This window comes from Kocuria himachalensis (assembly GCF_054784195.1).
Map to the genome: position 1 here is coordinate 287,180 of NZ_BAAGPL010000019.1, position 24,569 is coordinate 311,748.

Consider the following 24,569-nt stretch of genomic DNA (forward strand, 5'->3'; position numbering starts at 1 on the left):
CGGCTCGGCGTTCATGGCCGGGTCATCGTCCCGAGGTGAGCGCGGCCGCGGCCGACCGCACCGGGATCCCGCGCCAGGCGGTGTGCGGCAGCAGCTGCTCGCCCTTCATGACCAGCGACAGCGCGTCCACCGAGGCTCCCGCGCCGACCGTCGTGTCGTAGAGCACGATCGAGCGCGCCCCGACGCTGGCCCCGGGCAGGATCTCCACGTGCGACATCTTCATCACGCGGTCCTCGAAGAGGTGCGTCTGCAGCGACACGTCCGTCGAGACGGCGGCGTCGTCGCCGATGTGGACGAGGTCGAACTCGGTCAGGTAGGTGGTGCCGATGTAGGCGCGCCGGCCGATCTGGGCGCCGAACAGGCGCAGGACCGGGCCGATCAGGGGCGTGCCCACGAGACCGCCGATGAGGGCGGGGACCGCCGCGGACTCGTACACGCCGGTGACGAACTCGCTGCGCCGGACGAAGTTGTCCCACAGCGGCTCGACGCGCTGGCGGTACCGGCCCACGATCGCCCACTTCAGGACGACGACGGCGAGGACCACGGTCAGGCCGGTGGCCAGCGCGATGAGCGGCAGCACCGCGACGAAGCCGAGCAGCGTCAGGTCGGGCACCAGGGCCACCGACGCGAGCAGGCCGAGGTAGCCGATCAGTCCGATCAGGGCCGGCGGGACCGTGATGCGCAGCGCCTCGATGACGAGGCGGGCGGCCACCTTGCCGCGCTTGGGCCGGTAGGTCAGGCTCTCGTCGTAGTTGCCGCTGTCCTGCCGGCGCGGCAGGAACATGGCGGGCGAGCCCAGCCAGGACGTGCCGTCCGGCACGTCGGCCGGAGGCACCGAGGCGACGCCCACCAGGGAGTCCTCGCCCATCCGGGTGCCCGAGGGCACGAACGCGGCGTTGCCCACGAACGAGCGGTCGCCCACCACGGTGCGCTCCATGTACAGGTGGCCGTGGTGGTAGACGGCGCTGCCCACGCTGGCCATGTCCGCGACGAAGCTCCCCTCGCCGAGGGTGAGGAGGTCCGGGTCGATGTGGCCGACCGTGGAGACCTCGGAGCGGGGACCGACCTTGGCGCCCAGGGCGCGCAGCCAGGGCACGGTGTACAGCGTGGCGTACAGGGCGTTCGTGCTCTCCAGGCTGGTGGAGAGCAGCTGGTCGGCCATCCACTTGCGCACGCCCAGCCCGCTGCGCACGGGGTGGATGCCGGTGGGCGTCCGGCGCAGGACGATCTTCCGGCCGACCGCGACCACGGCGCACACGGTGAGCACGTAGACGATGCCGACCGCCGGGGTGAGGGCGAGCCCCACGGGGAGGCCGAACTCGAGGGCCGCGATCCAGATCATCAGGAAGGACGGGAGCACCAGGACGAAGGGCATCAGCTCGAGGACCATCCAGCCCAGGAGCAGCCCGGCCGCGAGCGGGGCGGGCCAGCGGCCGCTGGGCAGCGGGCGCCGCTCCATCCGCTCGAGCAGCTCGTCGTCGCCGTCACCCGGCCGGGCCGGGGAGCCCAGCCAGTGCTCGCCGGCGGGGATCGTCTGGTTGCGGGAGGCCAGGGACTGCTCGGCCAGGCGGGCACCGTCCTCGACCCGGGCACCGGGCTGCAGGAGGGCGTTGGCGCCCACGAACGCGTCGTCGCCGATGTGCACCGGCGCGATGGTCACCCACCCCTCCTCGACCTGGGCGGTCTGCACGGAGGAGTTGTAGCCGATGCTGGCGCGGGAGCCGATGGTGACGAGCGAGGGCAGACCGATGGCTGCGGTGCCCACGTGGGCGTCCGGGCCGATCCTGGCGCCCAGCAGGCGCAGGTAGACGGCGGCCATCGGGGTGCCGGTCAGGAGGTTGAGCGGGGAGAGCCGGGTCAGCCCGTCGATGCACCACAGCAGGAAGTACTGCCTGCCCCAGAGGGCGTGGTGCCCGGGTCTGACGAGGCGCCCCAGCACCCGGGAGCCGAGGAACGGCAGGAAGAAGCGGGCGAGCACGGAGACCAGGACGCCCACGAGGAGCATGTCCCACATCAGGGCGTAGCTGAACCGTCCGCCGTAGGAGTACAGGACCGCGGCGAGCGGGGAGCCGACGAGCATGGCCGCCAGGACCATCGTCGTCACCTGCGCGAGGCCGCACAGCGCCACGCGTCCGCTGGTGTGGTGCAGCGGCGCGGGGCGGTCGTCCGGGGCGGCCGCGGCGGGGACGACCGCCGGGGCGGCGTCCAGTTGGCGCGCCAGGTCCCGGACGGTCGGGTAGGTGTAGATGTCCGCGATGGAGATGTCCTGGTCGGGGTGCGCGCGGCGCAGCTCGGACGTGGCGGTCGCGGCGAGCAGCGAGTGCCCGCCGAGCTCCATGAAGAAGTCCGCCTCGACGGAGAGCTGGTCCTCGGGGATGCGGAAGACCTTCGACCACACCTCCGTGATCCCCCACTCGGTGTCCGTCTGCGGCGGGACCAGGCCCATCGTCGTCACGAAGCGGGGCGTGCTGGGGTCCGGCAGGTTCTTCCGGTCCACCTTGCCGCTGACCATCATCGGCATCGCGGGCAGGATCTCGTAGAAGGACGGCACCATGTACGGCGGCAGCGCCGCGACCACGGAGTCGTGGAGCAGCTCGAAGAGGGCGCGCTCGTCGCGCACCGGGGCGCGCAGCGTGAGGAACGCCGCGACGTCGTCGCCGCCGGAGGTGAGCTTCACGGCGGCGTCCGCCACCGCGTCCTCCCGGCGCAGCACGTTCTCGATCTCCTGCAGGTCCGCGCGGTGGCCGCGGATCTTCACCTCGCTGTCGGCGCGGCCGAGGTACTCGATCTCTCCGTCGGGCATGAACCGGCCCAGGTCGCCGGTGCGGTACATCCGCCCGGCCCGGGGTCCGTCCGGGTGCGGGCGGAAGCGCTCCTCGGTGACGTACGGGAGGTTGACGTAGCCCCGGGCCACGCCCGGGCCGGCGATGCAGATCTCGCCCGGCTCGCCGTCGGGGACCTCGTTCATCTCCTCGTCGAGGATCCGCACCTCGTAGGTGGGCAGGGGCTTGCCGATGGTCACGGGCCGCCCGGGGGCCAGCTCGCCCCACGTGGCCGTCACGGTGCCCTCGGTGGGGCCGTAGGTGTTGAGCATCCGGCGCTCGGGGGTGGACCACCGCTCCACGAGGTCGGCGGGGCAGGCCTCGCCGCCCACCAGGATGCTGCGGATGCGGGGCAGGTCGTGCTCCAGGGTGGCCAGGACGGTCGGCACGCAGTAGAGCACGGAGATCTCCATGCGCTCCAGGAACTCGGCGAGGCCCCGTCCCAGGCGGGCGTCGTCGGTCGGGCCGGCCACCAGGGCGGCGCCCACGGCCCAGGTCGGCCAGATCTCCTCGATGGAGAAGTCGAACGCGATGGTCATGCCCTGGTAGACGCGGTCCTCGGAGCGGACGTCGTAGACCTCGGGCACGATCTCGATGAAGTTGCAGATGCTCGAGTGCGCGACCTCGACGCCCTTGGGGCGGCCGGTCGAGCCCGAGGTGTAGATGATGTAGCACGTGGGGTCACCCTCGTGGCGGAGCGCCGGGCGGTGCGCGGGGGCCTCCTCGAGCCGCTCGCCGATCCGGCCGACGTCGACGACGTCGGCGGGCGCGTCCTCGACCAGGGCCACGAACTCGGCGGAGGTCAGCATGAGGGACAGGTCCGAGTCCTCGGCGATGAACTGCACGCGGTCCGCGGGCAGGTTCGGGTCGATCGGGACGAAGGTGGCGCCCGTCTTGAGGATCGCCAGGAGGGACGCGTAGAGCATCGTCGAGCGCTGGAGCAGGATCCCGACGCGGTCCCCCGAGCTCAGGCCGTAGCCGGCGATCAGGTGGGCGAGGCGGTTGGCGAGCTCGTCGAGCTCCGCGTAGGTGTAGGCCTGGCCGTCGGCGTGCAGCGCCTGGGCGTCGGGGGTCAGATCGCAGCTGCGCTCGAAGAAGTGGTGCAGCCGGGTGGGCTTGGTCTCCGTGCTCCGGACGCCTCGGGTCGAGGGCTCCGTCCACGGGAGCGCTCCCGCGGGGCCTCCCTTCGCCGCAGCCTCGTCCCACAGCACTCGCTCTGCCGCCGCGGCCTGGTCGCGACGGTGAGAGCGATGTGGCACTGAGGTCATGTCCAACTCCTTTCGATGCACGGACACCGGGTGTTACCGGCACGTCCGTTCTACGGAGCGGGGTGTTATGGCCTCCTCACGGATCCGTCACGGTGCCGTTATTCCTGCGTTATCGATGCGTTAGTCTCCGGAGCTGCCAGGGGCGATGCCGACCGTTCGATCGGTTTCCAGTGGTGAAGATCACAGCCCGCATCTCGCTCCGCGAGACGTTTTCGACTGCAATCACGGGGCTCCCCGGCCCGCGGCCCCGATCGCGGGGTCCCGGCCCGTGCGCGACGGCCGCCGGGGACGGTCGACCGGTCGACCGCCCCCGGCCACAGCTCCGGGGACAGGGGATCTCCCTCGTATTACCTTTCGTGAACGCCCGCCGGGACGGTCCGGCGCGCACGAGGCCCCCGTGCGGTGCAGGAACCGGACGGTCCTGTCCCCGCGCGGGGGCCTCGTGCTGCGGTGCGTCCCGGGTGCCGCTCAGCCGGCCGGGGAGCCCCGGTCCTCGTCGTCGCCGGACGGGGTCGTCGCCGAGCCGTCCGGCCGGGCCGCCCAGGTGAGGTAGCCGCCGTCGAGGTTGACGACGTCCCGCCCGTGCTGCGCGAGGACGCGGGCCGCGAGGTAGCCGCGCAGGCCGGCCTGGCAGTGCACCACGATCTCGCCCTCGGGCAGCTCGTCGAGGCGGTCCCGGAGCTGGTCGAGCTCGATGTTGATCCCGCCGGGGATCGGCATCGCCGTGTGCTCGCCCGGGGTGCGGACGTCCAGCAGGGTCGCGCCGGAGGCGAGGCGGTCGTCCAGCTCGTGCCACTGGACGGTCTCGACGAGCCCGTCCCGGTGGTTGCGGTCGATGTAGCCGAGCATGTTCACGGGGTCCTTCGCGGAGCCGTAGAGCGGGGAGTAGGCCAGCTCGAGCCCGGCGAGGTCGGCGGCGGCGATCCCGCCGGTGATGGCCGTGGCGAGGACGTCGATGCGCTTGTCCACGCCCGCCCCGCCCACGCCCTGGGCGCCGAGGATCGCGTCGTCCTGCGGGTCCACGAGCAGCTTCAGGGTCATCCCCTCCGCCCCGGGGTAGTAGCCGGCGTGGTTCGCGGGGTGCGTGTGGATGGCGCGGTAGGGCCGGCCCGCGGCGCGCAGCCGCTTCTCGTTCCAGCCCGTGGCCGCGGCCGTGAGGCCGAACACCCCGACCACGGAGGTGCCCAGCACCGGCCGGTCGGAGACGTCCATGCCGGCGATGACGTCGGCGACCAGCCGGCCCTGGAGGTTGGCCGTGTTGGCCAGGGCGACGAGCGTGGCGGACCCGTCGAGGGCGTCGCGCTTCTCCACGGCGTCCCCCACGGCGTAGACGTCCGGGTCGGAGGTGCGCAGGTGCTCGTCGACGACGATGCCGCCGCGCTTCCCGACCTCCAGCCCCGCCGCCCGGGCCAGCGTGCTGTCGGGGCGGACGCCGACCGCGGCGAGGACCACGTCGGCGGGCAGCTCCGTGCCGTCGTCGAGCGTCACGGTGCGCTCCCCCACCTCGGTGACCGTGGTCCCCAGCCGCAGGTCGAGGCCGTGCTCGCGCATCAGGGCGTGGACGGGCTCGACCATCTCGGGGTCGAGCGGGGCCATGACCTGGGGCGCGGCCTCGACGAGGGTGACCCGCAGGCCGCGGTGGACGAGGTTCTCCGCGACCTCGAGGCCGACGTAGCCGCCGCCGACGACCACGGCGGAGCGGGCGCCCTCGACCGCCACCACGACCGCGTCGGTGTCCTCGATGTCGCGCAGCACGAGGGCGCGCTCGATGCCGGGCACGGGCGGGCGGACGGGGACGGCGCCCGGGGAGAGGACGAGGACGTCGTAGCCCCGCTCTTCCTCCCGGCCGGAGGCGAGGTCCCGGACGCGCAGCAGGTGCCGGTCCCGGTCGACGTCGACGACCTCGTGGCCCACCCGGACGTCGAGGCCGAACCGGGCGCCCAGGGACTGCGGGGTCTGCAGGAGCAGCGCGGAGCGCTCCTCGATGACGCCGCCCACGTGGTAGGGCAGGCCGCAGTTGGCGAAGGAGACGTGGCCGCTGCGCTCGTACACCGTGATCTCGGCGTCCTCCAGCAGTCGGCGCAGACGCGTGGCCGCGGACATCCCGCCGGCGACGCCGCCCACGATGACGATTCTCATGCGGTCATGCTACCGGCGCCGCTCAGGCCGCCGCGCGGCCTGAGCGCCCGGGCCAGCCCGGTGTCCTGAGCCGGCGCCGGAGGGTGCTGCCGGGCCGGGAACCGGTGAACTCGCCGTCGGCGCCGCACGCCGCGACCCAGCCGGGGGCGTCCCACCCCAGCAGGTGCGCGGCACGGGCGTAGGCCTGGGCTTCCACCGCGCTCGGCGCGGCGACCACGACCCGGTCCCACGGGCTGGCCGCGGCGGCACCGGTCACGGGGTTGACCAGGACGCTCCCAGGGCCCTCCACCACGGCGAGACCCCGCCGGCCGCGCTCGACGAGGGCGGCCCGGACCCCCGGCTCGACGCCGGTGCCGGAGCAGGCGGGCCGTGCCGACGGCGCGGCGCCCACGAGGGCGGCGGCCGCGGCGGGCGGCCCGCCCACGGCGCACGCTCCGCCGACCTCGGCGACCAGCGCGTGACCGGGGTGCGCCTGCGCGAAGACCTGGACGATGCGGTCCGCCGCCCACGCGTCGGCGACCGGCGCGAGGTCGAGGACCGTGCCGCGGCCCATGCGCAGCCGCCGGGTGGACTCGTCCAGCTCGAGGCGCCCGATGCCGGGTGCCGGGAGCGGGGCGAGCCCGTCCAGGGCCCGCCAGGCCGCCGCGCCGGTGGTGGGGTCGACGAGCCCGCTCGTGAGGCGGGCCGCGAGCAGGGCGGCCGCGATGATCCCGGCCAGCACGGGCCCGACGACGACGTCGACGTCCTCGTGCTCGGCGAACCGGTTCAGCAGGGACAGCTCCGAGTCGATGCGCTCGGGGGCGACGGCCCCGGCGACCTCCCGGCGCACGCGCTCGGCGAGCCGGACGGCCTCGGCCTGGAGGTCCGGCGCGGGGGCGCGCACGGCGCCGGCGTCCGGGGCGCGGGGCGGGATCGGGGTGGGCATGACCGTCTCCTGGCGGTGGAGGGAGAGGCGAGCAACGACGGTGTGCGGGGGGACACGGACCGGTGCTGCCGAGCATACGCGCGCCGCGTCCCGGCGCGCGGTGACGTGACCGCCTGTTACCCGACCGCTACCGTGGCGCACCGGGACCGGCCCGCGGCGCTCACCGGTCCCGGCGCGCCGGTCGTCACGGCGGCCGGAACACCTGCTGGAACGCCGAGCGGGACGCCGGCCGGAACGCCCACCGGAACGCCGAGCGGGACCCCGGCCGGAGCACCCGCCCAGCGCAGCACGTCGGCCGGTCGGTTCGTGGTGAGCTGCTGGACGCCGAGTGCGCTGCACAGGTCCACGTCCCGTGCTGTGTCGACCGTCCAGACCCGCAGCACGCGCCCCTCGGCACGCCACTGCCGCACCAGGTCGGGGCGGGCCCGGACGAAGCCCAGTCCCGGACCCACCAGGTCCACGAGACCCGCCGAGATCACGGGCAGCGCGGGCGGCACCACGAACCGCATGCCGGCGTGGAGCACCGCCGCGGCCGTGCGTCCCACGCGCAGGCTGTCCCGGACCGTGCGGCGGGTGGTCGTCTCCACCAGCTGGCACACGTGCCGGGCGGGCACCGTCTCCAGGAAGTGCCGGACGGCGTCGGGGTGGAAGCTCATGAGCGAGACCGTGACGTCGTCCAGCCGCCCGGTCTCGGGGTCCCAGCCCTCCCGCATCAGGAGGCCCAGGACCTCCTCCTCCAGCCGGTGGCCGAACGGGCTGGGGTGCTTCGTCTCCACGGCCAGGCCCACGGGCCGGCCCGCTCCCCGCAGCAGGTCCAGCAGCTCGGGCAGGGTGAGCAGCTGACGGTCCGGCGCCCCGTGGCCCGGCGGGATGGGCACGCCCTTCCAGGAGGTCCAGTCGAGGCGGCGCAGCTCGGCCAGCGTGCGGGCGGAGACGGGGCCCCGGCCGTCGCTCGTGCGGCCCAGCTGGGCGTCGTGATGCAGGACGAGGTGGCCGTCGCGGCTGAGGTGGACGTCGCACTCCACGCCGTCGGCGCCGTCCAGCAGCGCCTGCACGTAGGCGGCCCGGGTGTGCTCCGGGAAGGCCGCGCTGGCCCCCCGGTGCGCGTAGACGATCGGCCGCACGGCGCTCCCTCGGCTGTCGGTCAGGGCGCGGTGGGCCCCGCTCACGGACCACGCTAGGGAGACGCGGTGAACGCGGGGCCACGCCCCGGCGGACCTGTCGTGAACGACGACCACGCCCCGCGGGGCGCGGGGCGTGGTCGTGCCGGGAGTGCGGCGGGGAGTGCCGGAACGCGGCGCGGGGCCTACTGCTCGCCGGTGATCTCGCCGTGGGCCGCGGCGGCCGTCTCGGCCTTCCGGTCCCGCTTGCCCCTCCGGGACTTCCGGTCGTCGAACCGGGGGGCCCGCTCCTCGGGGGCGAGCTCCGCGGGGAAGGTCGTGGGCAGCGGCCCGAACGCCTCGTGGGTCGCGGAGATGACCTGCTTGGACATGGCCAGGTTCGCTCCGCCGCCGACGATCGCGCCCACGCCGAACGGCAGGGCGCGGCCGAACACGGCTCCGGTCTGCTTGAGCAGGAAGCGCTTCACGAACATGTTGCGGATGATCCGGCTGACGTCGAAGGTCTTGGAGTCGTCCTTGCCCATCATCAGGCCCCAGGACGACATCATGCCCTTGCCCTTGGTGCCGCTGGCCAGGATCTGGTTCATCACCTGGCGGCCGTCCTCGCCGAGCATGAGGGCCATGACCATGGTGCGGGTCTTCTCGGGGTCCTCGGTGTGCACCCCGTGCAGCTCGGCGATCGCCTGGGCGTACAGGGCGGTGGCCTCGAGATAGCCGACCACCGCGAAGGAGGACAGGCCGAGGGACGCGACGGTGCCGATGCCGGGGACCACCGCGGTGGCGCCGACGGCCCCGCCGCCCATGGTGACGGACCGGACGTATATCTTCTCGAGCCGCCTGGCGAGCTGCTCGGGCGTCTCGTCGGGGTGGTCGGCGCGCTCCTTCCGGACGAAGCCCAGGACCACGGGCCGCTGGACGCGCAGCACGGTGTCGAGGAGCTTGTTCATGGCGGGCTTCGGCCTGCCCTCGTCGTCGAACGCGTTGTTCAGGGGATTCAGGTCCATGGCGTGCTCTCCTTGTGGGGTGCCGGGACGGTGGGTCTCGGCCCACTATATGCACAGCAGGCTGATCGGGTCCCGGGATTCGCCGTCGGCGGAGGACGGGGACCGGTCAGCTCCCGGGCAGCCGGGAGACGGAGGGGTCGACCCGCTGGAAGGAGTCCGGGAACTCGGCGCGCAGCCGGACCAGCTCCCGGGCGAACGCGTCCAGGTCCCGGTCCTCCTGGCTGACCGGCTGCCACTGCCGGGCCGGCAGGGCGTGCCCCTGGTCGTCGAGGGCGACCATGACCATGAGGCAGTTGGTCGTCAGCGCGAGCTCGCCGGTCGCGGGGTCCCCCGACCAGCAGTTGACGGAGATGTGCAGGCCGCGGGCCGCGGTGTGGATGAGCCGCGCCCGGACCTCCACGAGGTGGCCGATGTGCATGGGCCGGTAGAACCGGACGCCCCCGGCGTAGACGGCGATGACCGGGCGGCCGGCCCACCGGGCCCCGCACACGTACGCGGCCTCGTCGATCCAGCGCATGGCCGTGCCGCCGTGCACCTTCCCGCCCCAGTTGATGTCCGTGGGGGCGGCGAGGAAGCGCAGCACGGTCTCCTCGGCGGTGCCCTCGTCCGTGTAGCGCTGCTCGGCCATCAGCGCCTCGATGCTGTTGCGCAGCTCGATCCGCCGCTGCGTGATGGCCGACTGCTGCCGTTCGTGCTCCGTCTCGGGCGCCCACTGCGGGACGGGGGTGGGCCGGCCGTCCCCGTCCACGGCCACCATGATGATCAGGCACGTGTCCTTGAGCGTCACCCCGTGCTCGCGGGGGTCGGCGGAGGCGACCTCCACCCGGATGTGCATCGAGGAGCGGCCGGTGTGCACGATCTTGGCGGAGACCTCCACCATGTCCCCCACGCACACCGGGCGGTCGAAGTGGATGTTGCCCACGTACGCCGTGACACAGTAGGCCCGGGACCAGCCCACGGCGCACGCGTACGCGGCCTTGTCGATCCACTCGAGGACGCGTCCGCCGTCCACGGTGCCGGTGCGCCCGGCGTCGGTCGGAGCGGCGAGGAAGCGGAGAACAGCGGTGTCGCGTGCGGCCATGCCCCCAGTGTGGCACGGGCCACGGCACCGCCGGCTCCACGGCTCACTCGACGAGCGGCGCCCACGCGTTGAGCCGGCGGAGCATGTCCGACTTCTTGCGGGCGTGCCCCTCCATCCGCACGAGGATGTCGTCGAGGGCCTCGATCGCGTCCACCACGAACGGGCCCTTGTTGAGCATGACGCACTCGGCGCGCTGGCCCATCGCCGCGTCCGTGACCTCGGCCCGGGAGGGCAGGCCCTTCTTGGCGAGGGACTCGAGGACCTGGGTGGCCCAGACGACGGGAACGTGCCCCGCCTCGCAGAGCCACAGGATCTCCTCCTGCACCTCGGCCATCCGCTCGAACCCGGCCTCGACCGCCAGGTCCCCGCGGGCGATCATGACACCCACGTCCTGCCACCGCATGGCCTCCAGGAGCATGGGAGGCAGCGACTCGAAGCCGCCCACGGTCTCGATCTTGAGGGTGACGTCCAGGGCGGTGCTGCCGATCCGGTCGAGCTCCCGCAGCAGGTCGGTCACGTCCTCCCGCGAGCGCACGAAGGACATGTTGACGATGTCCGCGTGCTCGGCCACGAACGGCAGGTGCGAACGGTCCTCCTCGGTGAGCGCGGAGATGCGCAGGTCCGTCTCGGGCAGGTTGATGCCCTTCCCGGCCTTGAGCCGGGTGCCGTCGGGACCGGCCTGCAGCACCTCCAACGCGATCTCGTCGGGCCCCACGGAGGTGATCCGGCAGCGGATCTTCCCGTCGTCGATCCACGCGGGCTGCCCCTCCCGGGCGTCCGTGAACACCTCCGGCAGCGAGCAGCCGATCCGGAAGGGCCCCTCGGCCCGGACCGGGGCGGGGGTGAGGTCCCGGGTCAGCACCACGGTGTCCCCCGTGCGCACGCGCAGGGACTGCTCGACGGCGGGCAGCTCGCCGAGCACGCCCTCCGTGCCGTCCTCGGCGCGCACGGCCAGCCCCGTGGCGAAGTACACCGTCTTGGAGCACTCGACGAGCACACCGGGGCCGGTGGCCTCGATCACCCGCAGCGTCCGCCCGGAGCCGCGCGCGTCCTTGAGCCGCAGCCTCTCCCCCGGGATGCGGGCCGCGGTCCAGGCGGCGCCGGCCACGGGAACGGCCGGGGCGTCGTCGTCGACCGCCGGGTCCGCCTCGCCCAGCCAGAGGCGGGCCGGGGCGGTCACCCGGCCGCTGCTGTCCCGGGTGGGCTTGATCTTCTCGACCTGCGGACCGGGCTCGATCGGCCCGGTGCGCAGCTTGGGCCCCGCGAGGTCCATGGCCACGCGGACCTCCCGGTCGAGCGCCTGCTCGGCCGCCCGGACGTGGCCGATCATGGCCGCCCACTGCTCCGGGCCGTCGTGCGCGCAGTTGATCCGGGCCACGTCCATCCCGGCGCGGACCATGTCCTGGACGAGCCGGGGGTCCCCGGCGGCCTCGGACGGGAAGGTGACCATGATCCGGGTGCCGCGCCCCTCCCGGCCCGGGCCGAGCAGCGCCGCGGTGTTGCGGCGCAGGATCTCCGCTCCGGGCTCGACGCGCTCGTCGGACCCGGGGCCGGGCGCCTCGGCGCCCACCTCCGCCCGGCCGGCGAGCACGCGGAGGGTCTCCAGCACGGCGCCCAGGTGGCTCATGACGCCGGCCTCCATCCGTCCGAGGGAGGACATGCCCAGGCCGCTGAGGTCCCGCTGCAGGTCCCGGACGTCCTGGCTGCGCACGGCCACGTAGTCCACGAGGTTCAGCGCGGACCGGCGGTGGCGGGGGTTCACGCGCTCGAGCTGCGGCACGGCCGCCCGGCGGGCCCGGAGCACCACGTCGACGAGGGCCGAGACCCGGTCGTACAGCTGCCCGGCGCACTCCTGCCGGGCGGTCGCCATCATGCCGTGCTCCCTCCCGCGGTCGCGGCCGGGTGCACCCCGGCCGCGAGCGCCGTCGATCTGCTGACTCCCCATGATCCTCCTCGTCGGCCCGGCTGTCAGCGCCGACCGTAGTCGGCCCGGGCGAACAGCTGCTGAACGCGAGGAGTCCGGGGCCTCAGGCGGCGCGGGCGGACGGGGACCGGCGCAGGCGGTAGCCGTGGACGGGGATCAGCCGACGGGAGCCGGTGCCGGCCTCCAGGATCCAGAGGAGCCGGAGGTGGGGCGCGCACTGGCCCACGGTGCCGACGTGGCGGAGGTGGTCCTGCTCCCACACCTCGATCCGGTCGCCGGGCCGGATCCGGGCGGGGTCGTGGACCCAGGCGTCATCGGTGGTCGCGTCGACGGTGGTCGCTTCGAGGGTCGTCATGGCGGCACTTCCTCTCGGGGTGGGGTCCGGGGAGGGGGCCCTCGGACACCTCCAGGATCGTCGGCCGATGTGGCCGGCACGTTTCCGTGCGATGGACGGGCCGTGCATTCGTCCCGCGGGGGCTGTGAGACTCACCACGGGGACCCGCGGAGGACTAGGCTCGTGCGGACGTCGACACCTGCGCCCGCCCCCGAGGCGGGCGGCAGGTCCCGCCACCGGAAGGAACCGCAGTGATCAGCTCGGAGAACGTCAGGGCCTACGTGGAGCGCATGGCCTCGGGCGAGCCCGCCCCCGGCGGCGGCGCCGCGGGAGCGCTGCAGGCGGCGCTGGGCGCGGCCCTGATCGCGATGTCCGCCCGCTACTCCACGGGGGCCGAGCACGCGGCCCGGGCCGAGCGCACGGCCGACCGCGCCGAGGAGCTGATCCCGCGCGCGCTGGGTCTGGCGGACGCCGACGCCGAGGCCTTCGGCGCGCTCTCGGCCGCCTACACCCTGCCGAAGGACACCGACGAGGAGAAGGCGGAGCGCTCGCGGGCGGTCCAGGAGGCCACGGCCGGCGCCGCGCAGCCCCCGCGGGAGCTGATCGGGGTGGGCGCCGAGGTCGTGGAGCTCGCACGCGAGCTGACCGGCTGGTGCAACCCCAACGTCCTCAGCGACCTGGCGGCGGCCTCCGAGGCGGCCCGGGCCGCCGTGGCCACGGCCATGGTCACGCTCGAGATCAACGTCCGCTCCCTCAAGGACGCCGCGACCCGGGACGAGCTGCGCGCGGGGCTGGCCCAGGGCGAGCAGGCCGTCGAGGACGCCGCAGAGCTCACGCGGCGGATCCGCGAGCGCGTCCAGGACTGACGGACCGGCCCGCGTCCGCTCAGCCGCCCGCGCCCTCGGCGGCGGGGCGACGCACCCCGAAGGACCCGACGACCGCCAGCAGCGAGATGATCCCGCCGCACAGGAAGGCGCTCCGCACGCCCGCCTCGGTGGCCTCGGGCCCCGAGGCCCCGGAGGCCGTGGCGGCGGCCGCGGCGAGGGTCAGCACCGTGACGAACAGGGCCGTGCCCGCGGCCCCCGCCACCTGCTGCAGGGTGCCCACCATGGCGGAGCCGTGCGAGTACAGCCGGGTCGGCAGAGAGCCCAGCCCGGCGGTGAACAACGGGGTGAACATCAGGGCCAGGCCCGTGCTGAGCACCACGTGGGCCAGCAGCACCATCAGGACGGGCGTGGCCCCCGAGGTGGAGGCGAGGTACCACAGGGACGCGCTCAGCAGGACCGACCCCGGCACGAGCAGCACGGTCGGCCCCGAACGGTCATAGACCCGCCCGACGACGGGCGCGAGCAGGCCCATGACGAGCCCGCCGGGCAGCAGCAGCAGGCCCGTGCCCAGGGGGTCGAGGCCGTGCACGGTCTGCAGGTAGATGGGCAGCACGATCAGCGTGCCGAAGAGGGCCATCATGCTGACGGCGAGCACCGCCGTGGACATCGTGAACACCCGGGAACGGAAGGTCCGCAGGTCCAGCAGGGCCCGGTCCGCGCGCTGCAGCCGCGTCTGGCGCCGCACGAACACGGCCAGCGCCGCCACGCCCAGCGCGAGCGGCACCCACGCCGGGACGGCGGCGTCCCCGCCCTCGCCGAACGTGCTCAGGCCGTAGACCAGGCCGCCGAAGCCCAGGGCCGAGAGCACCACCGAGACCACGTCCAGCGGCGCCGGGCGGGGCTCGGTGACGTTCTGCATCCGCCACGCGCCCAGCAGCAGGGAGCCCACCGCGATCGGCAGCACCAGGATGAACATCCACCGCCACTCGAGCACGCTGAGGATGACGCCCGAGATGGTGGGCCCCACGGCGGGGGCGACCGAGATGACGACGGAGATGTTGCCCATGACCCGCCCGCGCCCGGCCGGCGGCACCAGGGTCAGGACCGTGGTCATCAGCAGCGGCATCATGATGGCGGTGCCGCAGGCCTGCACCACCCGCCCCGCGAGCAGCGTCCCGAACCCGGGCGCGGCCGCGCAGACGAGGGTGCCGAGGCTGAACAGGGTCATGGCGGTCAGGAACACGGGCCGGGTGTGCAGGCGCTGCAGCAGGAACCCCGTCACCGGGATGACCACGGCCATGGTGAGCATGTAGGCGGTGGTGAGCCACTGGCCGGCGACCGCCGTGACGGAGAGGTCGGACATGAGACGGGGCAGCGCCACGCCCATGATCGTCTCGTTGAGGATCACCACGAACGTGGAGACCAGCAGCAGCCCGATGACCAGACGGTTGCGGGCGGAGTGGTCGGTGTCCCCGGCGACGGCGGGGCCGCCGGTGTCCGGGACACCGGCGGAGGGGGCGGGGGCGGGGACCGGCACGGTCTCGGGCACGGGGACGTCGGGGGTCATGGGCGGGGATCCTTCGGGACGCAGCAGTGATACACCGGTGCAGCCGTCCCGGACCCCGGTTCATTCCCGTCCGGGAAGTGACAATGGGCTCATGCGCAGATACCTCAAGGACGCCGGTGTGCACGCCGAGATCACCCCGGACGGCTTCACCGAGGGCGGGTTCGTGCTCTCCATCGGCGGGGCGGAGCAGTCCCACGTGGACCTCGCCCACCCCGAGGAGATCTTCTACGAGTACCTGCGGCGGATCGCCAACGTCGTCGACGTGGTGGCGGCGCCGGGCGCGCCGGTCACCGCGGTGCACCTGGGCGCCGGGGCCCTGACGCTCGCCCGGTACGTGGCCGCGACCCGGCCCGGCTCCGCCCAGGCCGCCGTGGAGCTCGAGCGGGAGCTGCCCGCGTTCGTGCTCGAGGCGCTGCCCCTGCCCGCGGGCGCGGACGTGCGGGTCGTCGTCGACGACGCCCGGGCGGCGCTGCCGGACGTCGTCGCCCCCGGGACCGCCGACCTCGTGGTCCTCGACGTCTTCTCGGGCCGGGACGCCCCCGCCCACCTCACGGAGGTCTCCTTCTACGCCGAGGCCGCCGGGCTGCTGGCCCCCGGCGGGGTGCTGGTCGTCAACGTGGGCGACGACCCCGGGCTGGCGTTCTTCGCCGAGCAGGCGCGGGCCCTGCGGGAGGCGCTCGCCGACGTGTGGTGCCTGGCCGAGGAGCGGCTGCTCACGGGCCGCTATCCGGGCAACCTGGTCCTCGTGGGCGGGCGCCGCGCCCTGCCCCGGGAGTGGGCGGACGCCTTCGCCGCGGCCGGACCGCACCCGGCGGGCGTCCTGGACGGCCTCGGCCTGGAGGAACTGCTCGCGCGGCTGTAGCGTGGATCACACCCCCGAGCCGAGGAGCACGCCGTGAGCACCACCGAGAACGCAGCCGAGAGCACCACCGGGAGCACCGCCGTCCTGGAGTCCGCCCCCGCCGTCGAGGGCGAGGCGTTCTCCCGCGTGGCCCTGACGCCGGCCGCCGTGGAGCTGCTCGGGACGCTGCGGGAGCTCCACGGGCGGCTCATGTTCCACCAGTCCGGCGGGTGCTGCGACGGCTCCGCGCCCATGTGCTACCCGGCCGGGGACTTCCTCACCGGTCCGGCCGACGTGCTGCTGGGCGTGTTCACGCTGCCCGGGGACCCGGCCACGGCCGAGCTCGAGTTCTGGATGTCCCGCGAGCAGTTCGAGTACTGGAAGCACACCCTGCTCACGGTGGACGTGGTGGAGGGCCGTGGCTCCGGGTTCTCGGTGGAGGCGCCGGAGGGCAAGCGGTTCCTGATCCGCTCGACGCTCATGCAGGATCCGGCGGGCTCCTGAGCCGGCCCTGCTCGTCGAAGGACGGGCCCCGGTCGTGGACCGGGAACGTGGTGAAGGCCGGGACCTCGTAGGGGTGGGCCCCGGCCATCGCCCGCAGCACGCGCTCGCGCTCGGCCGCCGGATACAGCGTCTCGATGCGGACCTCGTCGACCTCCTGCGGCGTCCCGACCTGCCCGATCGTGGGGTGCGCCCCGGGCAGGGGCGTGAACCGGCCGGTGCCGCGGCTCACGAACGCGGTGTGGGAGTAGTGCCCGGACCGTCCGGCCCCGGCGTCGCCCAGGGCCTGCAGGACCTGCTCGGCGTAGGTGGCGGGGACGAACACCACCAGGCAGTGGTGCTCGGTGCTCCGGGGCTCAGTGCTCATGGGGCGCGCAGACCTCCGGTTCGTCGTGGTCCGCGGGCTCCAGCTGGATCGTGGAGTGCTGGACGGACACCGGGAAGTGCTCGGCCACGCACCGCTGGATCCGGCCCAGCGCCTCGGCCGAGCCGCCGGAGTAGAAGTACTCCTCCTCGAGCACCACGTGGGCAGTGAGCACGGGCAGGTCCGAGGAGATCCGGGTCGCGTGCAGGTCGTGGACCTCCACCACGTGCGGCAGCTCGAGGATGTGCCCGCGGACGTCGTCCATGTCGAGCCCGGGGGGCACGCTCTCCATGAGCACGGAGAGGGACTCCACGAGCAGCCGGATGGTGCGGGGCACGATGAGCGCGCCGATGAGCAGCGCCACGACGGCGTCGGCCTGCATCCAGCCGGTGAGGGTGATGACCACAGCCGCGACGATCACGGCGACCGAGCCCAGCGCGTCGTTGAGCACCTCGAGCATCGCCGCGCGCAGGTTCAGGTTGGAGCGCCGGCCCCCGAAGAGCACGGCCATCGCCACGAGGTTGCCGGCCAGGCCCAGGACGCCGAAGACCAGCATCTCGGCCGAGGCCACCGGGTGCGGCTCGAGGAACCGGCGCACGCCCTCCACGAGCACGAACAGCCCCACGGCCAGCAGCACCCCAGCCTGCAGGGCCGCGGCCACGATCTCCGCGCGCCGCCAGCCCCACGTGCGCCGTGCACTCGGCGGGCGCAGGGTCAGCTGCGCGGCGATCAGCGCGAGCAACAGCCCGCCCGCGTCGGTGAGCACGTGGGCGGTGTCGATGAGCAGCGCCAGGGAGCCCGTCCACAGGGCGCCGACCAGCTGGACGACGAACAGCGCCACGGTGATCCCGAAGGCGGTGGCGATCCGCCACCGGTCGGTCCCGGGACCGGCGTGCGAGTGCCCGGGCCCGTGGTCGTGGTCGTGCCCGTCCTCCGCGCGCCCGCGGTCCCCGGCGTGGTCGTGAGCCATGCCTCCATCGTAGAACGGAGGCGCGGGCCCGGGGTCGCGGGCACGGCCTCGTGGCTCAGCCGGTGACGAACCCGTGGAACTCCCCCGTGGCGGGACCGTAGTGGGAGTCCACCTTCATCACGACGCCGGGCGCGCCGGCGCCGTTGAGGGCCCGGAGCAGGTCCCGCACGGCGCGCCGGGGCCCTTCGGCGATCACTCCCACGGTGCCGTCGGTGTTGTTGACCGCCGAGCCGCGCAGGCCCAGCTGCTCGGCGTGGCGGGCGGTCCACCAGCGGAACCCGACGCCCTGCACGGAGCCGTGCACCACGGCGGTCAGGCGCAGGACCTCCTCGAGGTCCAGGCGGTCGGGGTCCCGTCCGGCCGAGGCGCCCTGGTGGATCGGGGGCAGGCTCACAGGTCCACCACCGTGGACCGGCCGGAGTCGACCTGCTCGCCGGTGGCCCGGGCCTTCGCCCAGCGCAGCGCGGTGGCCACCGTCCCGGGGCTGCGCCAGTGCTCGGCGGTCTCCGTGCGGACGCGCAGCACCACGAGGCCCGGGGTGGACGGCCCCTCCGGGTAGTACGCCTTCAGCGCGTCGGACCAGAGCCCCTCGAGCACCTGCCGGTCCTCGACCACCTCGGCGGCGCCGGAGATCGAGACCCACTCGTGGTCCCCCACGAACGCGACGTTGACGGCGTCGTTGGCCGCCACGTCCCGGACCGAGGAGGTGTCCCGGCTGGTGAAGAAGTTGAGGTCCTCCCCCGGGGCGACGTCGACCACGGTCATCGGGCGGCTGACGAGCTTGCCGGTGGCCTCGCGGGTGCTGAGCATGCCGACGCGGGTGCGGTTCACGAAGTCGACGATGTGCTGGATGTCATCCTGGTGGGTGTTCATGTGGTCAGATTAGAGAACGACCGGGCCTCGTGGCACGACCGGGCCCGACAATTCATCATGGGCGGAACCGCGCGTCCGCCGGCGGGCCGGAACGGCCCGGTCCGGCCGACCCACGAGAGGACCGGAGCAGGCAGATGGACGACCGACAGGTCTCGGAGCAGACCGCTGAGAACACCACCGCGCAGACCGCGGGACAGTCCCCCGGGAGCGGCCCCGGGACGCTCGGCCCCCAGGACCGGATCGAGATCAACGAGATCCTGAGCTTCTCCTCGCACCTGCTGGACAACCGCCAGTGGGACATGTTCGGGGAGGTGTTCGTGCCGGAGGTCCGCCTCAGCGCGCCGCAGGGCGAGTTCGACGGCCCGGCGGGCGTGCGGCGCTTCGCCGAGACGGCCGAGCTCGCCCGCTTCCCCGCCACGCACACCCTGAACTCGATCGTGGAGGCCGTGGACGCGGACACCGCCGTGGCCTGGTCCAGGATGCTCCTGCTGACCTGGGACCGCAGGGTGGTCTGCGGCGACTACATCGACACGTTCCGGCGCACCGCCGACGGGTGGCGGATCGAGCGGCGCACCGTGGCGCCCCGCAACGACTCCGCCTCCGTGGCCCTCGCCGAGGGCGGATACGCGCCGGACCCGTACGCCTACGCGATGTTCGACGAGGCCGTGCTCGCGGCCGCCGGCCGGGCCCGCCGATGAGCCCCGCACCGGGCTCGGGGTGGGACCGCGTGCCCGCCGCCGATGCCCTCGAGATCAGCACCGTCCTGAGCCGGTGCGCCCGGGTGGTGGACGCCCGGGCCTGGCCGGACCTGGACCGGGTGTTCACCGGGGACGCCGTGGTCGTGTCCCCGGGCGGGACGGCGCGCGGACCGGCCGAGATCGCCGAGCGGACCCTGGCCGAGACCCGGGACCCGCACCTGGTCACCGACACCGTGCTGCGCCGGCTCGCCCCGGACCGCGTGCGGGCCTGGAGCAAGTGGCTGGTGGTGTGCGCGGACGGGTCCGCGCTGGGCGGCGACCAGCTGGACCTGCTCGTGCGCACCCCGGACGGCTGGCGGATCGCCGAGCGCCGCATCGCGGCCCTGGACACGCCCGGGGCCGGCGCGTCTGCACGCGTCCTGGGACCGGCCGACTTCCTGGCCTGAGAGCGCCTGCGACGAGGGGCGGCCGCCGCGCCCGGGAACCCGGTGCACGGCGGCCGCCCCTCGTGAGGTGCGCTCAGACGGTCACGGCTGCACTTCCAGCGCGTCGGAGATCGGCGTGTGGCCGTCGGAGAACTCGATGGTCTTCCCGATGGTCGAGGGGTCGTCCAGCACGGCCGCGACCACGAGCGCCACGTTGGCCCGGGAGGTCCGGTGCTCGCCGTCCCGCTCGCCCGTGGAGACGTCGATCCTGCCGGTCGCCTCGTCCTCGGTGAGGGCGCCGGGGCCCACGATCGTCCAGTCCAGCGAGGAGGCGCGCAGGTGGTCATCGGCGTCAGCCTTGGCCTGGGCGTACGCGTGGAAGGGGTCGTCCTCGGGGACGCCGTGGTCCTGGCCGGCCCCGTGGTAGGAGACCATGACGAAGCGCTTGGCGCCGGCCATCACGGCCGCGTCCATCGTGCGGACCGCCGCGTCCCGATCCACGGCGTAGGTGCGCTCCGGGCTGCCGCCGCCGGCGCCGGCGCTCCACACCACGGCGTCCTGGCCCTCGAGCAGGTCGGCGAGCTGGGCGACCGACAACTGCTCCACGTCGGCCACCACGGGGGACGCGCCGGTGTTCTCGACGTCCTCCGTGTGGTCCGGGTTGCGGAAGATGCTCGTGACGTCGTTGCCGCCGGTCGTGAGCAGCCGGGCGAGAGAGAGGGCGACCTTGCCGTGGCCGCCGATGATGGCTGTGCGGGACATGTTCGTGCTCCTTGGTGCAGAGGGGACGTGGGGGACGTGGTGCTCTCCCCCGACGCTAGCCCCCTCCCGGGCGCAGGGACACGGCTCACGCGGAGGGCGAAACCGGGAATGCGCCCGGCCCCGGCGTCCTCCCGCCCGGCCTCCGGTAGCCTCGACGGGACCCCTGCTCCCGACCGGAGGCCCCCGTGCTGATCTTCCAGTTCCTGCTGTCCGCGATCGCCCTCGTCCTGCTGGTCGTCGCCCTGATCGACGGCGCGTGGACACTCGCGCTCATCGCCGCGATGATGCTGATGATCGCGGTGTCCGGCGTGTTCATCGCCTACCGCCGGGAGAAGCACCTGGGCCGGCGCTGAGCCGCTCCGCTCTCGTCCGGGACCGCTCCGGGGCCGCGGCTACTCGGCGGCGTCCTCGATGCCGGTCACCGCGGTGAGGATGAACACCGAGTCCTCCAGGGCCTCCACGGAGTGCCGCTCCACGGGGATCACGTGCAGGTGCCCGGCCTCGAGCACCAGGTCCTCACCGGAGCTGATCCGGATCCGCCCGTGCAGCACCTGCAGGCTCCCGGCGTACGGGGCGTTGTGCTCGGCGAGCACCGCGCCCTCCTTGAGGGCCAGGAGGGTCTGGCGCAGCACCTTCTGGTGCAGGAGCTGCTCGGCGCTGCGCCCGTGCGGGGCGTGGCGTGCCTCGTTCAGGTGCTGCAGGGCGATCTCGTTGAGGTGCTGCATGGTCATCCTCCTGGGTAGGTGATCCGGTCTCCGTCGACCACGGCGAAGTCCCGCAGCGTCGCGGGGGTCAGCTTGCCGGGGCCCATGATGTGCTGCACGTCGTGCCCGCGCACCAGCAGGGCCTCGGCCACGAGCGAGCGGTGGCACCGCCACCAGACCGCCTCCGCGCACATGATCGCGACGACGCGGACCTCGGCCAGCTGCTCGAGCTCGGCCAGCGCGGCCCGGAACTCGTCGGTCTGCATGTGGTCGGCGTAGCCGCGGAAGGACTCGTTGCGCCAGGCCGTGTTCACCGAGTCCTTCGAGGTGGGGCGCAGCCCGCCCAGTTCCTCGCAGTAGCTGTGCTCGATGCCGGCCGCCGCGAGCGTGCCCGGCAGCGCGTCGAGGTTGAACTGCGGGTTCGTCCGCGAGCGCGGCACCGTGCGGATGTCGACGAGCCGCTGCACTCCGGACTCGCGCAGCAGCTCCACGAACTCCTCGGCGGAGCGCGTGGAGTGGCCCACGGTGTAGACGGTGTGCGAGGTCATGCCCCCACCCTACTGACCGGGCACGGAAGCCTCCCCGGCCCGACACGGCCCGCTCCGCGGGAGCCGGGCCCCGGGCGTCACGACCCGCCGGAGCCTGCGTCGGTCCAGCGGGCGGATCCGCCCGCCGTCCGGCGGCCGACGGCGACCGGGGAGTTCCACGCCTCGTGGTCGGCCATGGTGAAGCGGCGGCCCGTGACCGTCGTCGGGACGATGCGGACGAACTGGCCCTTCATCCCCTCCTGCCACGGGAACAGCGGCAGCTGCAGGGCCTCCATCAGGGCGTGGCCGGGCCGGACGCTCCCGGCGCCGCCCTTGACGATCACGCTCCACGCCGTGGCGGTCGCCCGGTCGTGCCCGTCGATCTCGAGGGCCACCGCCAGGCCCTCGAGCGCGCCGCTCACCTTCGTGCCCAGGCCCGAGCGGAAGACGATCGTCTCGCGGTCGGCCACGTAGTTGATCGGGAAGATCTCCGGGGCCCCGTCCACCACGACGGCCAGCCGGGCGACGCCGTCCGCCCGCAACCGGTCCCAGCATTCCTCGGGCGCGAGCTCCTCCACGTCCTTCCGGTACCAAGCCACCGTCGTCGCCTTCCCGTGCTCCTCGGCTGCCCGGAGGTGCCCGGTCACCACCTCCAACCTACGGTGCCGCGCACGCCGGGGGAACAGGACCGGTCCGCGCCGCCGTGGTGCGCGGAGCAGGACGTGGGAGGATCGGGGCATGAGCGTGGTGATCGCGGGATGCGGAGACCTGGGCACGGAGATCGGGCTGCGGCTGGCCGAGCAGGGGCACGAGGTGGTGGGCCTGCGCCGCCGTGCGGAGCTGGTGCCGCCGCCCCTGATCGGGATCGCGGTGGACCTGAGCACGGAGGTGCCCGAGCTGCCGGGCGACGTCGAGCTGCTGGTCGTCGCCACCGCCGCGGACGGGCGGACGCCCGAGGCCTACCGCGCCGCCTACCTGGACGGGCTGCGCCACGTGGCCGACGGGCTGCGCGCCGCCGGGACCCTCCCCCGGCGTGCCCTGCTGATCTCCTCGACCGCCGTCTGCGGGGACGCCGACGGCGGCGAGGTCACCGAGGACACCCCGCCGGACCCCTCGACCCCCACCGCCCGGATCCTGCTGGAGGCCGAGGAGCTGTTCCACGAGCAGTTCCCGCACGGCACGGTCCTGCGGCTCTCCGGCATCTACGGTCCGGGCCGGACCCGGCTGATCGACAGGGTGCGCTCCGGGGACGTCGCGGCCGGCGCCGCCTGGACCAACCGCATCCACCGCGACGACGCCGCGGCGGCCGCCGTGCACCTGCTGACCATGGACGCCCAGCCGCTCACGCTGTATCTCGGCACGGACGACGAGCCCGTGCCCGAGCTCGAGGTCCTCGAGTTCCTGGCGCAGGAGCTCGGCGTCCCCCGGCCCGAGGACGTCCCGGAGGCGGACGCGCCGCACCGGGGCTCGAAGCGGCTGTCCAACCGGCGGCTGCGGGAGGCCGGCGTCGAGCTCCGCCACCCCACGTACCGGGAGGGCTACCGGGCGGTGCTCGCCGGGGAGGGCGTGCGCCACCCCTGACCGGCGCCCACCCGCAGGACGACGTCGCGCACCTCGTAGGCCGCGATCAGCTCCACCCAGGAGACCCGCGGCGGGTGCGCGAACGCCAGGGGCAGCCGCAGCAGGCGCTGCAGGAAGATGTCGGTCTCCTGGATCGCGAGGGACCCGCCCGGGCACCGGTGGGCGCCGTCCCCGAAGGACATCACCTCGGGCCGGATCCCCCGCGGCCGGGACCGCTCCGGGCACAGCTGCCGGGCGTCCTCCCCGAGCGCCTGCTCGTCGGTGTTCGCCTGGCGGACGTAGAGGTCGAGCAGGGCGCCGGCGGGCACCTCGTGGCGCTCGTCGCCGTCCGCCAGGACCAGCTCCCGGGTGGTCCTGCGGTAGAGGTGGCCCACCACCGGCTCCAGGCGCAGGATCTCGTGCAGGATCCCGTGCCGGGCCGGCTCGTCGGCCGCGAGGTACTCCTCCCGCAGCCGGTCGTCCTCCAGCAGGTGCCAGGCGGCCACCGCGATGAACTCGCGGGTGGTGGCCATGCCGGCGGCGGCGTAGGTGAGGCACTCGACGAGAATCTCCCGGTCCGTGTATCCCTCCGCGAGCAGGTGGGACACGACGTCCTCCTGGGGCTGCCGGCGCCGCGCCCGGACGGCCGGGCGCACGTCCCGGAGCTGGAAGGCGGTCATCGCCCACATCGGCCGCAGCGACCCGACGACGGCGCCGAGCCGGGCGGGGAGGCGGCGCCGCGGGGAACCGGTGGAGCCGGTGACGGGGCCGCTGAAGAAGCGCTCCAAGCGCCGGGACATCCCGTCGACGTCCGAGTTCGTCAGCCCCACCACCTGGGCGGCGACCTCCACGGAGTAGCGCAGGGTGATCGCGGACAGCTCGGCCCCGCCGTCCTGCCGGATCCGCTCCACCAGCTCGTCGGCGCGCTCCTCCATCAGGGCCCGGTAGCGGCGGCTCACCGTGGCCGGGGTGAAGAACCTCGCGGTGGCGGTGCGCTGGCGCCGGTGCTCGGGGCCGTCCGCGTAGAGCACGGGCGGGTGGTCGCCGGTCAGGCCCTGCCGGGCGGTCTCCGCGCTGAAGCCGGCCTGCACCGTGCCGTCGGCCTCCCGCAGCACCTGGCGGACCATCGGCAGGGACCGGACGTGCCAGACGCCGCCGAGCAGCTCCACCGGCGGCGCGCTGCGCTCGCCGGGCGGAGCGGTCCTGCGCCGGTCGCCGTGCGGGACGGGGCAGCGGGGCTCGGGACGGGCGTCGTCGCTCATGGGCTCATGCTAGTCGCGGGGTGCGACGGCGGGCAGGCCCGGGCCGCGACCTCCTCCAGCCGCACGCCCA

The 24,569-nt window shown here is 74.2% G+C and carries 25 protein-coding genes; 7 read left to right on the plus strand and 18 right to left on the minus strand.

Going from position 1 to position 24,569, the window contains the following annotated elements; all coding sequences use genetic code 11:
- Nucleotides 1-22 precede the first annotated feature (22 nt).
- The 8 genes from ACYVM4_RS13700 to ACYVM4_RS13735 all read right to left on the minus strand — a co-directional run bounded on the left by ACYVM4_RS13700 (nucleotide 23) and on the right by ACYVM4_RS13735 (nucleotide 12,639).
- Nucleotides 23-4,090, minus strand: a complete 4,068-nt coding sequence (locus tag ACYVM4_RS13700; protein WP_460668892.1) for a Pls/PosA family non-ribosomal peptide synthetase — start codon at nucleotides 4,088-4,090, stop codon at nucleotides 23-25.
- A 468-nt stretch (nucleotides 4,091-4,558) separates the two neighbouring features.
- Entirely contained in the window at nucleotides 4,559-6,229 is a 1,671-nt protein-coding gene (locus ACYVM4_RS13705) for an FAD-dependent oxidoreductase (RefSeq protein WP_460668893.1), read from the minus strand.
- Between the two features lie 22 nt (nucleotides 6,230-6,251).
- Entirely contained in the window at nucleotides 6,252-7,154 is a 903-nt protein-coding gene (locus ACYVM4_RS13710; RefSeq protein WP_460668894.1) for an FAD:protein FMN transferase, read from the minus strand.
- A gap of 116 nt (nucleotides 7,155-7,270) precedes the next feature.
- Nucleotides 7,271-8,323: a glycerophosphodiester phosphodiesterase gene (locus ACYVM4_RS13715; RefSeq protein WP_460668895.1), complete on the minus strand. Its 1,053-nt coding sequence runs from the start codon at nucleotides 8,321-8,323 to the stop codon at nucleotides 7,271-7,273.
- A gap of 137 nt (nucleotides 8,324-8,460) precedes the next feature.
- Nucleotides 8,461-9,279, minus strand: a complete 819-nt coding sequence (locus ACYVM4_RS13720; protein ID WP_460668896.1) for a di- and tripeptidase — start codon at nucleotides 9,277-9,279, stop codon at nucleotides 8,461-8,463.
- Between the two features lie 106 nt (nucleotides 9,280-9,385).
- The gene (locus ACYVM4_RS13725) at nucleotides 9,386-10,360 is read right to left on the minus strand and encodes an acyl-CoA thioesterase (protein WP_344124375.1); all 975 of its coding nucleotides are present in this window, start codon (nucleotides 10,358-10,360) and stop codon (nucleotides 9,386-9,388) included.
- Nucleotides 10,361-10,403: 43 nt separating this feature from the next.
- Complete coding sequence (locus tag ACYVM4_RS13730; RefSeq protein WP_460668897.1) at nucleotides 10,404-12,233, minus strand: pyruvate kinase; 1,830 nt, start codon at nucleotides 12,231-12,233, stop codon at nucleotides 10,404-10,406.
- Nucleotides 12,234-12,387: 154 nt separating this feature from the next.
- The gene (locus ACYVM4_RS13735; protein WP_368821106.1) at nucleotides 12,388-12,639 is read right to left on the minus strand and encodes a hypothetical protein; all 252 of its coding nucleotides are present in this window, start codon (nucleotides 12,637-12,639) and stop codon (nucleotides 12,388-12,390) included.
- Between the two features lie 230 nt (nucleotides 12,640-12,869).
- Between ACYVM4_RS13735 and ACYVM4_RS13740 the strand changes: the two genes are divergently transcribed.
- Entirely contained in the window at nucleotides 12,870-13,484 is a 615-nt protein-coding gene (locus ACYVM4_RS13740) for a cyclodeaminase/cyclohydrolase family protein (RefSeq protein WP_460668898.1), read from the plus strand.
- Between the two features lie 19 nt (nucleotides 13,485-13,503).
- Here ACYVM4_RS13740 and ACYVM4_RS13745 read toward each other — a convergent pair whose 3' ends face one another.
- On the minus strand, nucleotides 13,504-15,012 hold the full coding sequence (locus ACYVM4_RS13745) for a DHA2 family efflux MFS transporter permease subunit (protein WP_368821104.1): 1,509 nt from the start codon (nucleotides 15,010-15,012) through the stop codon (nucleotides 13,504-13,506).
- A gap of 91 nt (nucleotides 15,013-15,103) precedes the next feature.
- Between ACYVM4_RS13745 and ACYVM4_RS13750 the strand changes: the two genes are divergently transcribed.
- Both ACYVM4_RS13750 and ACYVM4_RS13755 read left to right on the plus strand, forming a co-directional pair.
- Nucleotides 15,104-15,874: a spermidine synthase gene (locus tag ACYVM4_RS13750; protein ID WP_368821103.1), complete on the plus strand. Its 771-nt coding sequence runs from the start codon at nucleotides 15,104-15,106 to the stop codon at nucleotides 15,872-15,874.
- A gap of 33 nt (nucleotides 15,875-15,907) precedes the next feature.
- Complete coding sequence (locus ACYVM4_RS13755) at nucleotides 15,908-16,357, plus strand: DUF779 domain-containing protein (protein ID WP_368821102.1); 450 nt, start codon at nucleotides 15,908-15,910, stop codon at nucleotides 16,355-16,357.
- Here ACYVM4_RS13755 and ACYVM4_RS13760 read toward each other — a convergent pair.
- The 4 genes from ACYVM4_RS13760 to ACYVM4_RS13775 are packed head-to-tail and all read right to left on the minus strand — an operon-like array spanning nucleotide 16,332 to nucleotide 18,561.
- A complete protein-coding gene (locus ACYVM4_RS13760; protein WP_368821101.1) occupies nucleotides 16,332-16,721 on the minus strand; it encodes a YqfO family protein in 390 nt (129 codons plus the stop codon). The genes ACYVM4_RS13755 and ACYVM4_RS13760 overlap by 26 nt on opposite strands.
- Nucleotides 16,711-17,688 carry a cation diffusion facilitator family transporter gene (locus ACYVM4_RS13765; protein WP_368821100.1) on the minus strand — a complete coding sequence of 326 codons (978 nt, stop codon included), beginning with the start codon at nucleotides 17,686-17,688 and terminating at the stop codon, nucleotides 16,711-16,713. The genes ACYVM4_RS13760 and ACYVM4_RS13765 overlap by 11 nt, the downstream gene beginning before the upstream one ends.
- Nucleotides 17,689-17,743: 55 nt before the next feature.
- The gene (locus tag ACYVM4_RS13770) at nucleotides 17,744-18,082 is read right to left on the minus strand and encodes an acylphosphatase (protein WP_368821099.1); all 339 of its coding nucleotides are present in this window, start codon (nucleotides 18,080-18,082) and stop codon (nucleotides 17,744-17,746) included.
- Nucleotides 18,079-18,561, minus strand: coding sequence for a pyridoxamine 5'-phosphate oxidase family protein (locus tag ACYVM4_RS13775; RefSeq protein ID WP_460668899.1), 483 nt, complete (start codon nucleotides 18,559-18,561; stop codon nucleotides 18,079-18,081). The genes ACYVM4_RS13770 and ACYVM4_RS13775 overlap by 4 nt, the downstream gene beginning before the upstream one ends.
- A gap of 134 nt (nucleotides 18,562-18,695) precedes the next feature.
- Between ACYVM4_RS13775 and ACYVM4_RS13780 the strand changes: the two genes are divergently transcribed.
- Entirely contained in the window at nucleotides 18,696-19,259 is a 564-nt protein-coding gene (locus tag ACYVM4_RS13780) for a nuclear transport factor 2 family protein (RefSeq protein WP_460668900.1), read from the plus strand.
- The gene (locus ACYVM4_RS13785) at nucleotides 19,256-19,705 is read left to right on the plus strand and encodes a nuclear transport factor 2 family protein (protein WP_460668901.1); all 450 of its coding nucleotides are present in this window, start codon (nucleotides 19,256-19,258) and stop codon (nucleotides 19,703-19,705) included. The genes ACYVM4_RS13780 and ACYVM4_RS13785 overlap by 4 nt, the downstream gene beginning before the upstream one ends.
- 81 nt (nucleotides 19,706-19,786) lie before the next feature.
- Here ACYVM4_RS13785 and ACYVM4_RS13790 read toward each other — a convergent pair whose 3' ends face one another.
- Nucleotides 19,787-20,446, minus strand: coding sequence for an SDR family oxidoreductase (locus ACYVM4_RS13790; RefSeq protein WP_368821095.1), 660 nt, complete (start codon nucleotides 20,444-20,446; stop codon nucleotides 19,787-19,789).
- A 185-nt stretch (nucleotides 20,447-20,631) separates the two neighbouring features.
- Here ACYVM4_RS13790 and ACYVM4_RS13795 point away from each other — a divergent pair, with 185 nt between their 5' ends.
- Complete coding sequence (locus ACYVM4_RS13795; protein ID WP_368830697.1) at nucleotides 20,632-20,799, plus strand: hypothetical protein; 168 nt, start codon at nucleotides 20,632-20,634, stop codon at nucleotides 20,797-20,799.
- Nucleotides 20,800-20,838: 39 nt separating this feature from the next.
- On the opposite strand, the gene ACYVM4_RS13800 is transcribed toward ACYVM4_RS13795, so the two are convergent.
- The 3 genes from ACYVM4_RS13800 to ACYVM4_RS13810 form a co-directional block, all read right to left on the minus strand.
- Nucleotides 20,839-21,171, minus strand: a complete 333-nt coding sequence (locus ACYVM4_RS13800) for a cupin domain-containing protein (protein WP_368821093.1) — start codon at nucleotides 21,169-21,171, stop codon at nucleotides 20,839-20,841.
- A gap of 2 nt (nucleotides 21,172-21,173) precedes the next feature.
- A complete protein-coding gene (locus ACYVM4_RS13805; RefSeq protein WP_460668902.1) occupies nucleotides 21,174-21,698 on the minus strand; it encodes a DUF488 domain-containing protein in 525 nt (174 codons plus the stop codon).
- A gap of 77 nt (nucleotides 21,699-21,775) precedes the next feature.
- Entirely contained in the window at nucleotides 21,776-22,276 is a 501-nt protein-coding gene (locus tag ACYVM4_RS13810) for a pyridoxamine 5'-phosphate oxidase family protein (protein ID WP_460668903.1), read from the minus strand.
- 139 nt (nucleotides 22,277-22,415) lie between these two features.
- Here ACYVM4_RS13810 and ACYVM4_RS13815 point away from each other — a divergent pair, with 139 nt between their 5' ends.
- Nucleotides 22,416-23,258: an SDR family oxidoreductase gene (locus tag ACYVM4_RS13815; RefSeq protein ID WP_368821090.1), complete on the plus strand. Its 843-nt coding sequence runs from the start codon at nucleotides 22,416-22,418 to the stop codon at nucleotides 23,256-23,258.
- Here ACYVM4_RS13815 and ACYVM4_RS13820 read toward each other — a convergent pair.
- Nucleotides 23,216-24,499 (minus strand): cytochrome P450, encoded by a 1,284-nt coding sequence (locus ACYVM4_RS13820; protein WP_460668904.1) that lies wholly within the window; start codon nucleotides 24,497-24,499, stop codon nucleotides 23,216-23,218. The genes ACYVM4_RS13815 and ACYVM4_RS13820 overlap by 43 nt on opposite strands.
- Nucleotides 24,500-24,569: the final 70 nt, after the last annotated feature.